Raw genomic sequence first — 13,928 nt, forward strand, 5'->3', positions numbered from 1 at the left:
CAGGTGAGCGGCGACATCCTTTTCCTTGCGCATCGCGTGCCGTGGCCGCCCGATCGCGGCGACAAGATCCGGGGTTACCATCTGCTCCGCCATCTCGGCGAACGCGCACGCGTGCACCTGGTGGCCTTTGCCGACGACGCGGCCGACATGGGTGCGACGGCCGCGCTGGCCGACCTTGCCGTCAGCACCATGATCATCCCGCGCACCAAATCGCGCGCACGAGCGGCGGTGGAGGCGCTGGCACAGGGGCGCCCGGTATCGCTGACCGCCTTTGCCGATCCGCGCGTGACGGCGGCGGTCGAGGCGGTGACGTCACGCACGCCGGTCGGTCGGGTGTTCGTGTTCTCCGGCCAGATGGCGCAGCACGTTCCCGCCGGACATGCGCCGGTCATGGATTTCGTCGATGTCGATTCGGCCAAGTTCGCCGACTATGCGCGCGCCGCCCGCTGGCCGCTGCGCTGGCTCTACGCGCGCGAGGCCCGGCTGCTCGGTGCCTATGAACGCCGCGTCGCGCAGGCGGCGACCGCCAGCCTCTTCGTCAGCGACGCCGAGGCGGCCTTGTTCAGCGATCTCGGCGGCATCGGCCGCATCGTCGCGGTCGAGAACGGCATCGATACCGATTTCTTCGACCCCGCCGCCCAATTCGACCCGGTGGCGGCGGACGGGCCGCTGATCGTCTTCACCGGCCAGATGGACTATCCGCCCAACATCGAGGCGGTCCGGTGGTTCGCGCGCGACATCCTGCCGCTCGTGCGGCGGCGCCATCCGGACGCGGGCTTCGCGATCGTCGGCCGCCAGCCCGGTGAAGCGGTGCGCGCGCTGGCCCGGCTGCCCGGCGTGACGGTGACGGGGGCGGTCGCCGATGTGCGCGGCTGGCTTGCCGCCGCCGCGGTGGTGGTCGCGCCGCTGCGCATCGCGCGCGGCGTGCAGAACAAGGTGCTGGAGGCAATGGCGATGGCGCGCCCGGTGGTCGCATCGACCGAAGCGGCGACGGGTATCGACCATGCCGGCACGCTGCGCGTCGGGGCCGGCGCAACGCGAATCGCCGGCGCGATCGGTGACCTGCTCGACGATCCTGCCATCGCGGTCGCGCTGGGCCAGGCGGCGCGCCGGCGGGTACAGACGCGCTATGCCTGGCCGGCGCGGCTCGCCCCGCTCGACGACCTGCTGGGGCTGGCGCCGGCCGCCGCGGATGCCGCCGCATGACGATGGTCGCGCCGATCGTCGCCGCCCCCGCCATCGCGGTGCGCTGGCGCGTGCATCTCGGCGCGCTCGCCGCAACCTGGGCGGGGCTGCTGATCCTCTTTGCGCACGACGTTCGCGATCTGGCGGTGATCTATTGGGAAAGCACAACCTTCGGCCACTGCCTGTTCGTCGCGCCGATCGTCGGCTGGCTGGCGTGGCAGCGCCGTCGCGAGCTCGCGCGGCTGACCCCGACCGGCTGGCTTGCCGGGCTGGTGCCGATGGCGCTCGCCGGCGCGCTCTGGGCCCTGGGGGACATTGCGGGCGTCGCCATCGTCCGGCACGTCGCACTGGTGGCGATGCTGCAATCGGCGGTACTCACCCTGCTCGGCCCACAGGTAACGCGCGGGTTGCTCTTTCCGCTCGGCTACATGTTCTTCCTCGTCCCGTTCGGCGAAACGCTCGAGCAGCCGATGCAGGCGATCACGGTCCGGCTGGTCATGGCGCAGCTGCAGCTGATCGGATTGCCCGCGATCAACGACGGGGTGCTGATCACCACCCCCCACGGCTATTTCGAGGTGGCTGAGGCGTGCTCGGGCAACAAGTTCCTGATCGCGATGATCGCCTATGGCACGCTGGTCGCCGGGATCTGCTTTGCCAGCTGGCGGCGGCGGGCGGCGTTCATGGCGGTCGCGCTGGTCGTACCCGTGCTCGCCAACGGCGTGCGCGCGGCGGCGACGATCGGCGCGGCGTCGGTCGTGGGCGTCGAGGCGGCAACCGGGCTCGACCATATCGTCTATGGCTGGGTCTTCTTCGCGCTGGTGATGGCGGGCGTCATGGCGATCGGCTGGCGCTGGTTCGATCGTGATCCCGATGCCCCGGCGTTCGACCCCGACGCGCTGCCGCCGGTGCGCGGGCCGCGGCTCGTCCTGCCGATGGCGGCGGCGGGCACGATCGCACTCGCGGTGTTCGCGGCGGGCCTGGCGTACAAGGTCGGACATCGCGCCGACGATCTGCCCGCGCAGCTCGATCTGCCGCAGGTACCGGGCTGGACCCGCGTCAATCTGAGCCGCGCGGCACCGTGGCAGGCGCATTACCCGACCGCCGATCACCGGCTCATTGGCCGCTATGCAGATGCGCGCGGCCGCACCGTCGACCTGGCGATCGCGGTCTATGCCGGCCAGCGTGACGGGCATGAACTGACCGCGTTCGGCCAGGGGGCAATCGCGGAGAATGATCGCTGGGTCCGCGTTGCCGACCTGCCCGACCTGGCGGGGGGCAGGGCGATCCGGATGACCGCCGCCGGTCCGGTGGAGCGCGAGACGGTGACATGGTATCGCATCGGCGATGTCGTCACCGCCTCTCCGACCCGCGTGAAGCTGGAAACGCTGAAGCTCAAGCTGACCGGCGGGCCGCAGCGCGCGGTCGCGGTGCTGGCGTCGGCCGAGCGGCAGGGGCAGGACAGCCGCGCCGCGCTGACCGACTTCCTGGCCGCGGCGGGGCCGGTCGATCGCCTCGCGGATCGCGTCACGAGCGGTGCGCGCTGATGTGCGGTATCGCGGGGTTGTTCTACCCCGGCACGCCCAAGCCGATCGAGCCGGCGCGGATCGCGGCGATGACCGATGCGCTCGCGCATCGCGGGCCGGACGGATCCGGGGTCTGGGCGGCGCCCGGCATCGCGCTCGGCCATCGCCGCCTCGCGATCATCGACCTGGGCGGCGGCGCGCAGCCGATGGCGAGCGCGGATGGCGACCTCGTCACCGTGTTCAATGGCGAAATCTATAACTTCCGCGAGGTGCGTGCCGAGCTGGCGGCGCTGGGCGCGCATTTCCGGACCGACAGCGATACCGAAGTGCTGCTGCACGGTTGGCGCGCGTGGGGGCCGGACATGCTGGCGCGGCTCAACGGCATGTTCGCGCTCGCGCTGTGGGACAATGCGCGGCGGCAGCTGTTCCTGGCGCGCGACCGGATGGGGGTGAAGCCGCTCCATTATATCGAGCTGGCCGATGGCGCGATCGCCTTTGCGTCCGAACTCAAGGGCCTGCTCGCTCACCCGCTCGTCCGGCGCGAAGTCGATCCACGCGCGATCGAGGACTTCATGGCACTCGGCTATGTGCCCGACGATGCGAGCTTCGTTGCGGGGGTGCGCAAGTTGCCTGCGGGTCATTTCCTGCGGCTCGAACGCGGCCGGGCCGTGCCGGTGCCGGTTCAGTGGTGGGATCTCGACTTCTCGCGTCGCGCGCGGGGCAGCGTGGCCGACCTGACCGCCGAGCTGACCGATCACCTGCGTACCGCCGTGCGGTCGCGCATGATCGCCGACGTGCCGCTGGGCGCGTTCCTGTCGGGCGGGGTCGACAGCTCGGCGGTCGTCGCGCTGATGGCGGAGGCAAGCCGCCAGCCGGTCAAGACCTGCACGATCGGCTTCGACACCGCGAGCCATGATGAAACCGAATATGCCGCGGCGATCGCCACGCGCTTTGCGACCGATCACCGCGTCCGCCGCGTCGACGCCGACGACTTCGCGCTGATCGACACGCTGGTCCACGCTTTTGACGAGCCGTTCGCCGACGCCTCCGCGCTCGCCACCTATCAGGTTTGCGCGCTCGCGCGCGAAACGGTGACGGTCGCGCTGTCGGGCGACGGCGCGGACGAGGCGTTTGCCGGTTATCGCCGCTATCGCTTTCATGCAGCCGAGGAGCGGGTGCGCGGCCTGGTGCCTGCGGGTTTGCGCAGCGGCGTGTTCGGTACGCTGGGCCGCGCCTATCCCAAGGCGGACTGGGCGCCCCGGCCGCTGCGCGCACGCACGACGCTGCTCGCGCTCGCCGAGCATGGCGGAGCGGCCTATGCCCGCGCAGTCGGGGTGACGACGCCGGAGCTGCGTGGGCGGCTGTATGGCGACGCGATGCACCGCGCGATCGGCGGGTATCGCGGCGAGCAGCGCTATGTCGACACCATGGCGTCGGCACCCGCGCGCGATGCGCTCGACCGCGCACAATATGCCGATTTCAAGCATTGGCTGCCCGGCGACATTTTGACCAAGGTCGACCGCACCAGCATGGCGGTCAGCCTGGAAGCGCGCGAGCCGCTGCTCGATTATCGCTTGATCGAATTCGCTGCGACGCTGCCCGTGTCGATGCGGCTGCGTGGCGGCGAGGGCAAATGGCTGATGAAGCGCGCGCTGCGGCCTTGGTTGCCGCGCGACATCCTGTATCGCCCGAAAATGGGCTTCGTCACGCCGATCAGCGCGTGGTTTCGCGGACCGCTGGTCGATCAGGCCGCCGCGCTCGCCGCCTCGCCGCACCTCCTCGCCTGGTTCGACCGCCGCGCAATCGAGCGGATCGCCGCCGATCATCGCGCCGGACGCGCCGAGCATGGCCGGACGCTGTGGCAGCTGCTGATGCTCGACCGCAGCCTCGCCCGGCTGGCCGGATAGCGCGCCCGGCATGACGGCTGGGCATCGGACGTCGGTTCGGCCTATTGTCCGGTCGATGACGCCGCTCTCGCTTCAGTGCCACCCCGATACTCCTGCCAGCGCGGTGCGGGCGATCGCCGTCGCGTTCGCGCCCGACCGGCTGATGTTTCGTGTCCTCGGCGCGGATGCGCTCGTCGTGCCGCCGCTTGCAACGCCGGAGCGCACCGACGGGCTTTGGCAGCACACCTGTTTCGAGCTGTTCGTGAAGCCCGACGGCGGGAGCGGCTATGCGGAGTTCAATTTCGCGCCGTCGACCCGCTGGGCGGCCTATCGGTTCGACGGCTATCGCGCGGGAATGCGTGCCCTCGACCTCGCGCAAGCGCCCCAAGTCGCCGCGATCGACGGCGATGCGGCGTGGCAGGTCGCGTTGCCCGCGGAGGCGATCGGCGACGCCCCCGCGTGCATCGGGCTGAGCGCGGTGATCGAGGAGACGGGTGGCCGAAAAAGCTACTGGGCGCTCGCGCATCCGCCGGGCAAGCCCGATTTTCACCACGAGGCTTGCTTCGCGCACCGGTTCGCGGCAGGCACGGCGCCATGACCTTTGGCATCGACCGGCTGCTCGCCGACCCCGACCTGCGCCGGCCCCTCCAGGGCCGCCGTATCGCGCTCCTCGCTCATCCGGCCTCGGTGACCGCCGACCTGACCCACAGCGTTGATGCCCTTATCGCGACGGGCCTCGATGTTTCCGCGATGTTCGGCCCCCAGCATGGCGTGCGCGGCGACCTTCAGGACAATATGATGGAGTCGCCCGACTTCACCGATCCGGTCTATGGCGTGCCCGTTTTCAGCCTGTACGGCGAAGTGCGGCGTCCGACCGGGCAGTCGATGGGCACGTTCGACGTGATGCTGGTCGACCTGCAGGATCTGGGCTGCCGCATCTACACCTTTGTCACGACGCTGCTCTACGTGCTCGAAGCCGCGGCGGCGCACGGCAAGAGCGTGTGGGTGCTCGACCGCCCCAATCCCGCCGGCCGCCCGGTCGAGGGCAATATCCTGAACGCGGGATGGGAGAGTTTCGTCGGGGCGGGGCCGATGGTGATGCGCCACGGCATGACGCTGGGCGAGATGGGGCACTGGTTCATCGATCAGTTCAAGCTCGACGTCGATTACCGCGTGATCGAAATGGCCGGGTGGCAGCCCGATGCCGCCCCCGGCTTCGGTTGGCCGACCGACCGGGTGTGGATCAATCCAAGCCCCAACGCGCCCAACGTCAACATGGCACGCGCCTATGCCGGCACGGTCATGCTGGAGGGGACGACGCTGAGCGAGGGGCGGGGGACGACGCGGCCGCTCGAGCTGTTCGGCGCGCCCGACATCGATGCGCGCGCGGTGATCGCGCGGATGCACGCGATCGCGCCCGAATGGCTGCATGGCGTCACGTTGCGCGAAACCTGGTTCCAGCCGACCTTTCACAAGCATGCCGAGCAATTGTGCCACGGCGTGTTCCTGCACGCCGAGGGGCCGGGCTACGACCATCAGGCATTCCGGCCGTGGCGCGTGCAGGCGCTGGCGTTCAAGGCGATCCGCGAACTCTACCCCGATTATCCGCTGTGGCGCGATTTCCCCTATGAATATGAGTTCGAGAAGCTGGCGATCGACGTGATCAACGGCGGGCCGGCGCTGCGCGAATGGGTCGACGATGCGGCCGCGCGGCCGGGCGACCTCGATGCGATCGTGCAGCCGGACGAGGCCGCGTGGATCGACGCCCGACGCCCGCACCTGATCTATTGAGCGCCGGCCGCCGGGCGTTGCGAAGCGGGCGCGGTGGCCCTAACGCACCGGCGATGCTGGCGGGGCTGATCTTTGCGACCGAGGATGCCGAAAGTCACGGCGAGGGGCTGGCGGCGACGCTGCCCTTCGGCGGCATGACGCTCGTCGAATATCAGGCGCGACTGCTGATCGCGGCCGGGGTCACCCACCTGCTGGTCGCGGTCAGCCGCGTGACGCCGGCGCTGCTCGGCTCGGTTGCCCGCGTCGAGCGGCGCGGCATCACCGTCGACGTCGTGCGATCGGCGGAGGAAGCCGCCGCCAAGGCCCACCCGCTCGCCGATGTGATCGTGATTGCCGACGCGCTGGTCACCACCGATACGGTCGTCACCGCAATGGCGGGCGAACGGGCCGACACGATCCTGGTGACGAGCGACGATGCGGGCAACGCGGCGATCGAACGGATCGATGCCGAACATCACTGGGCGGGGGTCGCGCGCCTGTCGAGCCGCCATCTGGCGTCGATCGCCGCGATGCCGCGCGAATATGATTTCCAGTCGACACTGCTGCGCGTCGCGGTCCAGAACGCCGCCGAGCAGGTGCTGTTGCCGGCCGCCGCGCGCCGTGCCGGCCACGGCGTCGAGCGCCATGCCGCCGCGCTCGCGAGCCGGAGCAACGCGGTGCTCGCCGCGCTCGCCAATCAGCGGACGGGCTGGGCCGACCGCTTCGTCTTCACGCCGCTGACCCGGCGCGTGCTCCCCGCGCTCGTCGCGCGCAGCGTGCCCGATGCAGCACTGGCGGCGAGCGGGCTCCTGCTTTTTGGGGGCGCGCTGGCGCTGATTGGCGTCGGTCGCGGCGCGATGGCGGCAGCGCCCTGGTTGCTTGCGGTTGTGACGCTGTCGACCGGATCGCTGCTCAGCTGGCTGCGCGGCAACGAACGCATGGCGGCCGCACAGGAATGGTTGAGCGACGGCGGGGTCGCGCTGACCTTTCTCGGCATCGGCGGCGCGGCGCTGATCGCCGACGGGCATCCGACCGGGCTGACGCTCGCCGTCGCCGCTGTCGCCGCTGCGGTGATCGCGACCCGCGTGCCGGGCCGGCGCGGCGTCTGGCATGCCGATGCGGCCGCATTCACCCTCGTCGCCGTCCCGCTGGTGGTTGCCGGCTATCCACTGGTCGCGCTGGCGGTGGCGGCGGTCTATGCGCTGGTCAGCCTGGGCCTCGCGGTCGAGGGATCGCGTCCCCGGGCTTAGGCGGAGCTTAACGATGTTCCCGCTAGACGATTGGCATGTCCGGCGAGAAGGCTGACATGGCGGGTGGTGCCAATGGCGCCGGTATCCTGCTTGCGCGAGCAGCGCAGGCCGATTTTCGCACGCTGCGGCGGCGCGAGGCGATGGCGGCTGACCTGTTCCTGCCCGACGATGCCCGGCTCGACGATCGCAGCCGCAGCGCGGCGACGGCATTGCTCGCCGCGCAGGTCGCCTGTGTCGAACAGGGACTGCGCGAGCACGCGGCGCGGCTGCTCGCGACACGCGGCGAGCCGCTGGTCGCCGAACGGCTGGCCAACCGCCCGACCCAGGTCCTGCCGCGCCTGATCGAATCGGGGATGCCGCGCGACGGCGATTTCATCGACGAGTTGTTCCTGCGCGTGCGGATCGACCTGCTTGATGCCGCGCTGCCGGTCGCGCCGATCGAGGGGGCGGAGCGGCCGAGCATGCTTGCGCGCCTGATCCATTCCAGCGATCCGCTCGTCGCGTCTGCAGCACTCGCGCTGATGGCGGCGGAATCGAGCCGCCGCGCGGCGTCCGACCATGAACGGCTGACCGTGACCGGGCTGCCTTTTGCATTGCATCGCAAGCTGGTGTGGTGGGTCGCCGCCGCGATCCGCGACGAATTTGTCGGCGGCAGCGCCGATCACGCCGCGACCGACCAGGCGCTGCTCGAGGCCGCCCGGCGCAGCATCGAGGCGCATGACGAGGACGATCGCGCCGAAAGCGCGGCGCTTCGCCTCGCCACCGCGATCCAGGCGACGCCCGACGAGCTCCCGTTCCTGATCGGCGAGGCGCTGCGCGACCGGCGCCTGTCGGTGGCGATCGCGCTGGTCGCGCACGCGCTCGACCTCGATCCGCGCGTCGTCGCCCATGCCGTGCTCGACACGGTCAGCGACCGGTTGTGGCTGATGCTTCGCGCGATCGACCTGCCGCGCGATGCGATGGCAGGTTTCGGCTTCGCCTTGTTCGAGGCGGACCCGGCGCGTGACGTCGAGACGCTGCCGGACCTTATCGAAGCCGCGATGGCGGTGCCGGTCGACACCGCGCGCGCGGCGATCGCACCGCTGCGCTTCGATCCCGATTTCCGCTCGGCACTCGCCACCCTGAACGCGACGCGGCGCGCGGCATGAACATCGCAAGCCCCGCGATGGAGATCGCGATCGCCCGGCTGGATCGCGACGGTGCGCTGCTCGAGGCCGATACCCGGCTTGCGGCGCTCAACCAGCGCGCAGGCGGCGCGGTCGGCCAGCCGCTTGCCGTACCGCAGCTCGCCACGATCGTTCGCCTCGCGGGCCGGCTGGGCATCGGCATTTCCCGGATCGTTGTGGCTGCGGACGGCGATGACGACCTGGAGCTGATGGTCCGCGCAGAGCCCGATGGCGACGGCGTCCGGCTGGAAGTCGGTGGCTGGCATGTTCAGCGCGGCTGGCGTGCACCGACGCTGGATGCCGATCGCGACCGCGATTTCCTTCGCGCCGATGCCGACTGGCTGTGGGAAACCGATGCGGCGCTTCGCCTTGTCCACCTGTCGTCCCAGGCCGCGTTTCGGCACGGCTTCGACCCCGCCAGCCTGCTCGGCCAGCCGCTGACCCGGTTGTTCGCGCTGGTCGACAATGGCGAGGGCGCGTTTCCGATCCTGGCCGCGGTCGCCGCGCAGTCGCGTTTCGAGGGGCAGGAGGCGCGGTTGCGCCTGACCGGCGAGCCGGTGGTGCTGGCGGCGACGCCGCGCATCGATCCGGGCGGGCGTTTCGCCGGCTTTGCCGGGGCGGCGCGGATCGTCACCCCCGACGTCGTGGACCCGCCCGCTGACGATGCCGACCCCGACCACGCCACGCTGCCCCCCCAGTTCGGTGCCCGTCTGGACAAGGCACTTCGTGGCCCGCTTGCCCGCATCATCGCGAACGCCGACAGCATTGCGGCGCAGTTCGAGGGGCCGCTGTCTTCCGACTATGTCGACTATGCCAGCGATATCGCCAATGCCGGCCGCCACCTGCTGACGTTGATCGAGGATCTGGTCGATTTGCAGGCGATTGAACGACCCGACTTTACCGTGTCGCTGGAGGCGATCGACCTGGCCGACCTGGCGCGGCGTGCCGCCGGACTGCTGTCGGTTCGTGCGGCGGAGGCGCAGGTCAGGATCGACCGGCCCGACGCCGACGAACAGCTGGCCGCGACCGGCGACTTTCATCGCGTGCTGCAGATCCTGGTCAACCTGATCGGCAATGCGGTGCGTTATTCGCCGACTGGCGGCATGGTATGGCTACGCATCGAACGCGACGGGGATCGCGCCTGCGTGATCGTCGCCGATCAGGGCAAGGGCATCGCCCCGGAGGATCACGAGCGCATTTTCAGCAAGTTCGAGCGGCTTGACCCGACCGAGCCGGGCGGCAGCGGCCTTGGCCTCTACATCGCGCGCGCGCTTGCCCGATCGATGGGCGGCGACATTCTGGTCGACAGCGCCCCCGGCCAGGGCGCTCGATTTGTCCTGACCCTGCCCGCGCGCTGAGGCGCCACCCGCAACCGGCACCGCACCGCACCGTTTGTGGTTCCCCCTGCGCTCGGCTATGCCTCGCCGCTCCGGGGAGGAGAACCGACATGACCGTGACGCTGAAAACCGTCGTCAGTGACTTGTACCATAACCGTGCAAAGGGCGTCGGGGGCGGGTTCGGCGAACTCGGCGCGCGTGCAATTTCGGAAGAAGCCGTCATCTCGGCACCGCACCACCTGAAGACGCTGGCACAGCCGGCGATCTTCTCGTTCAACATGAAGAATTTCAGCTTCGTCATCGACGTGACACGCTCGACGAAACCCGCGTCGAACGGGTCCGCGCTCTTTTTCGAAGATGGCCAGTCGACAATGGCGACGATCACGCGGGCGCACCGCATCGTTGGCGGGGGCGGCTATTCGGGCTGTATGTACAGCGTCTACAAGGCGCCCGGCGGCGAGTTCAAATGCGTACACACCGCCCGCCCGTCAGGGGCGGACGCCGACAAATATCTCAACGAGTTGCGTACCTATGCCGGGCTTCAGGGGTGGACGCTGGTCCATGAAGTCCCGACGGTCGGCCTGATCGACGGCAACTGCACGACCGTGTTCTGTCTCACGCGGGTGAGCTACACGATCAACCCCGTCGTCGTCCGTACGGTGAGGCTGGGGCTCGACCGCACCGGATTTTCAGTCACGCGCCATCGTTGGAACACGCCGGCACCCTGACGGGGCCGGCGGGCCGGCGGATCAGCGCTGATTCACCGGCACGTAGTCGCGCTGCGTCGGGCCGGTATAGAGCTGGCGCGGGCGACCGATCTTCTGCTCGGGGTCGGAAATCATCTCGTTCCATTGCGCGACCCAGCCGACGGTGCGGGCAAGCGCGAACAGCGCGGTGAACATCGTGGTCGGGAAGCCGATTGCCGACAGGATGACGCCCGAATAGAAATCGACGTTGGGGAACAGCTTCTTCTCGATGAAATAGCTGTCGTTCAGCGCCATTTCCTCAAGCTGCAGCGCGACTTCGAACACGGGGTCGTTGACCTTCAGCGCGGCGAAAACTTCGCGCACCGTCTGTTGCATCACCGTCGCGCGCGGATCGTAATTCTTGTAGACGCGGTGGCCGAAGCCCATGAGGCGGAACGGGTCGTCCTTGTTCTTCGCGCGCGCGATATATTCGGGAATGCGCTCGGGCGTGCCGATCTCGCGCAGCATGTTGAGCGCGGCTTCGTTGGCGCCGCCATGCGCCGGACCCCACAGGCAGGCGATGCCGGCGGCGATGCACGCAAAGGGATTGGCACCCGACGATCCGGCCAGCCGCACGGTCGAGGTCGACGCGTTCTGCTCATGGTCGGCATGGAGGATGAAGATGCGGTCCAGCGCCTTTTCGACCACCGGATTGACGTCATAATCCTCGGCCGGAACGCCGAAGGTCATGCGCAGGAAATTGCCGGTGTAGGACAGGTCGTTCTTTGGATAGAGAAACGGCTGGCCGACCGAATATTTGTACGCCATCGCCGCGATCGTCGGCATCTTGGCGATCAGCCGGTGGCTGGCGATCAGCCGGTGGCGCGGATCGGTGATGTCGGTCGAGTCGTGGTAGAAGGCGCTGAGCGCGCCGACCACGCCGCACATGATCGCCATCGGGTGCGCGTCGCGACGAAAGCCGCGATAGAACATCGCCAGCTGCTCGTGCAGCATGGTGTGACGGGTGATCGTGTAGGTGAACTCGTCCAGTTCCTGCTGGTTCGGCAGCTCGCCGTTGAGCAGCAGATAGGCGACCTCGGGAAAGGTCGAATGCTCGGCAAGCTGGCCGATCGGATAACCGCGATGAAGCAGCACGCCTTCGTCGCCATCGATATAGGTCAGCCCCGATTCGCAGCTTGCGGTCGAGGTGAAGCCGGGATCGTAGGTGAACATGCCCGTCTGGGCATAGAGCTTGCGGATGTCCACGACCTGGGGGCCGACCGAACCGGCGACGACCGGATATTCGACGTCCTTGCCCGGAACCTGCAGCTTCGCAGTGTCACCCATATCGCATCATCCTTTCAAACTAACGGCTGGCCGGGGCCGCCATCTGATCGGCGATCCGGCCAAGGCTTTCCGTGCGGCCCAGCAGGACCAGCACGTCGAAGATCGGCGGCGAGGTCCGCCGCCCGGTGAGCGCCGCGCGCAGCGGCTGGGCCACCGCGCCCAGCTTGACCTGTGCCTGCTCGGCGACGGCGCGGATCGCGGCCTCGGTCGTCTCCGTATCCCACGTGGCGAGCGCGTCAAGCGCCGCATGTGCAGATGCGAGCAAGATCGCGGCATCGCCGGCCAGCAGCGGCGCGGCGTCGGCGTCGATCGCCAGCGGACGCGTGCGGAACAGGAACGCCGCGCCGTCGGCCAGCTCGTCGAGATTGGTCGCGCGCGGCTTCAGCACCGGCATCGTCCGCACCAGCAGGTCGCGTTGCGCGGCGGCCAGCGGCGCGGGCAGGCGCGCCTCGACCAGGTCCGCCAGCCGTGCATCGTCGGCGGCGCGGATATAGTGACCGTTCAGGTTTTCAAGCTTCTTGAGGTCGAACCGGCTGGGCGAGCGCCCGACATTGGCGAGATCGAACAGTTCGACCGCGCGGGCCCGGTCGATGATCTCCTCGTCTCCGTGACCCCAGCCGAGGCGCAGCAGATAATTGCAAAGCGCCTCCGGCAGCATGCCCATTTCGTCGCGATAGGCCTCGACCCCCAGCGCACCGTGGCGCTTCGACAGCTTGGCCCCGTCCGCGCCATGGATCAGCGGGACGTGCGCATAGACCGGCTCCGGCCATCCCATCGCGCGAATTACGCCGAGCTGGCGGAAAGCGTTGTTCAGGTGATCGTCGCCGCGGATGACGTGCGTGACGCCCATGTCATGATCGTCGACCACGACCGCCAGCATATAGGTCGGCGTGCCGTCCGACCGCAGCAGGACGAAATCGTCGATCTCGGCATTCTGGACCGTGACGTCGCCCTGGACCCGGTCGGCGATCGTCGTCGCGCCGTCGTGATCGGCCTTCAGCCGGACGACGAACGGCGCGCCCGCAGGGGCGTCGGCGGGCTCGCGGTCGCGCCAGCGGCCGTCGTAGCGGATTGGCTGACCCGCCGCGCGCTGGGCCTCGCGCAGTTCGGCGAGTTCCTCGGGCGTCGCGTAGCAGCGATAGGCGGTGCCGGCGGCCAGCATCTGGTGCGCCACCTCCGCATGGCGCGCGGCACGGGCGAACTGAAAGACCGGATCGCCGTCCCAGTCGAGCCCGAGCCAGCGCATCCCGTCGAGGATCGCGTCGATCGCCGGCTGCGTCGAGCGTGCCCGGTCGGTATCCTCGATCCGCAGCAGGAAGCGGCCGCCGTGGTGGCGGGCAAAGAGCCAGTTGAACAGCGCGGTGCGCGCGCCGCCGATGTGCAGGAACCCGGTCGGGGACGGCGCGAAGCGCGTGACGATGTCCGTGGTGGATGCGGTGGTGCCGGCCGGGCGGCCGGTATCTTCGGTTGCGCTCAAACGCGCATACTCCCAAGCTGGATAGTCGATGGCCAGGATAGCCGCGACCGCCCCTAGCATGGCCCCCGCGCCGCTTCAAATCGGCGGCGGCGGGTGGATTCGACGCCGCTTGGACGGACTGGAGGCACGGCTGGAGGCCGAACGCGGGCAACTGCCCCTGTGGCTGCCCGTGGCGCTCGGCGGCGGCATTTCGGCCTGGTTCCTGCTGCCCGACCCGATCGCCTGGTGGGGCTTTGGCGGGCTGATGGCCGCGCTTGCCCTGGTTGCGATCGCATGGGGTGGGGGCGGGCGGGCACCGCGC

Annotated in this window: 12 protein-coding genes; 10 read left to right on the forward strand and 2 right to left on the reverse strand. The window is 69.5% G+C overall.

Annotated elements, in window-relative coordinates:
* Positions 1–3: 3 nt before the first annotated feature.
* The 9 genes from AX709_RS10160 (at position 4) to AX709_RS10200 (ending at position 10,845) form a co-directional block, all read left to right on the forward strand.
* On the forward strand, positions 4–1,206 hold the full coding sequence (locus tag AX709_RS10160; RefSeq protein WP_066549247.1) for a TIGR03087 family PEP-CTERM/XrtA system glycosyltransferase: 1,203 nt from the start codon (positions 4–6) through the stop codon (positions 1,204–1,206).
* Positions 1,203–2,729 (forward strand): exosortase A, encoded by a 1,527-nt coding sequence (xrtA, locus tag AX709_RS10165; RefSeq protein ID WP_082731741.1) that lies wholly within the window; start codon positions 1,203–1,205, stop codon positions 2,727–2,729. The genes AX709_RS10160 and xrtA overlap by 4 nt, the downstream gene beginning before the upstream one ends.
* Entirely contained in the window at positions 2,729–4,615 is a 1,887-nt protein-coding gene (locus AX709_RS10170) for an XrtA/PEP-CTERM system amidotransferase (protein ID WP_066549239.1), read from the forward strand. The genes xrtA and AX709_RS10170 overlap by 1 nt, the downstream gene beginning before the upstream one ends.
* A gap of 10 nt (positions 4,616–4,625) precedes the next feature.
* The gene (locus tag AX709_RS10175; RefSeq protein WP_231727490.1) at positions 4,626–5,192 is read left to right on the forward strand and encodes a DOMON-like domain-containing protein; all 567 of its coding nucleotides are present in this window, start codon (positions 4,626–4,628) and stop codon (positions 5,190–5,192) included.
* Entirely contained in the window at positions 5,189–6,385 is a 1,197-nt protein-coding gene (locus AX709_RS10180; protein WP_066549241.1) for an exo-beta-N-acetylmuramidase NamZ family protein, read from the forward strand. The genes AX709_RS10175 and AX709_RS10180 overlap by 4 nt, the downstream gene beginning before the upstream one ends.
* Positions 6,386–6,438: 53 nt before the next feature.
* Positions 6,439–7,614 (forward strand): hypothetical protein, encoded by a 1,176-nt coding sequence (locus AX709_RS10185; RefSeq protein WP_066549242.1) that lies wholly within the window; start codon positions 6,439–6,441, stop codon positions 7,612–7,614.
* Positions 7,615–7,649: 35 nt separating this feature from the next.
* A complete protein-coding gene (locus tag AX709_RS10190; protein ID WP_066481145.1) occupies positions 7,650–8,762 on the forward strand; it encodes a DUF2336 domain-containing protein in 1,113 nt (370 codons plus the stop codon).
* Complete coding sequence (locus tag AX709_RS10195; RefSeq protein ID WP_066549243.1) at positions 8,759–10,138, forward strand: sensor histidine kinase; 1,380 nt, start codon at positions 8,759–8,761, stop codon at positions 10,136–10,138. The genes AX709_RS10190 and AX709_RS10195 overlap by 4 nt, the downstream gene beginning before the upstream one ends.
* Before the next feature lie 89 nt (positions 10,139–10,227).
* Positions 10,228–10,845 (forward strand): hypothetical protein, encoded by a 618-nt coding sequence (locus AX709_RS10200; protein ID WP_066481141.1) that lies wholly within the window; start codon positions 10,228–10,230, stop codon positions 10,843–10,845.
* A gap of 21 nt (positions 10,846–10,866) precedes the next feature.
* Here AX709_RS10200 and AX709_RS10205 read toward each other — a convergent pair whose 3' ends face one another.
* Together AX709_RS10205 and gltX are read right to left on the reverse strand one after the other, a co-directional pair.
* Positions 10,867–12,150: a citrate synthase gene (locus AX709_RS10205; RefSeq protein WP_066481139.1), complete on the reverse strand. Its 1,284-nt coding sequence runs from the start codon at positions 12,148–12,150 to the stop codon at positions 10,867–10,869.
* Between the two features lie 19 nt (positions 12,151–12,169).
* Entirely contained in the window at positions 12,170–13,627 is a 1,458-nt protein-coding gene (gene gltX, locus AX709_RS10210) for a glutamate--tRNA ligase (protein ID WP_066549248.1), read from the reverse strand.
* A gap of 109 nt (positions 13,628–13,736) precedes the next feature.
* Between gltX and AX709_RS10215 the strand changes: the two genes are divergently transcribed.
* Positions 13,737–13,928: hypothetical protein (locus tag AX709_RS10215; RefSeq protein ID WP_156454244.1), on the forward strand; the 192-nt coding region annotated here is incomplete at its 3' end.

It is taken from the genome of Sphingomonas sp. CCH15-F11, assembly GCF_001557005.1.
Taxonomy (GTDB): domain Bacteria; phylum Pseudomonadota; class Alphaproteobacteria; order Sphingomonadales; family Sphingomonadaceae; genus Sphingomonas.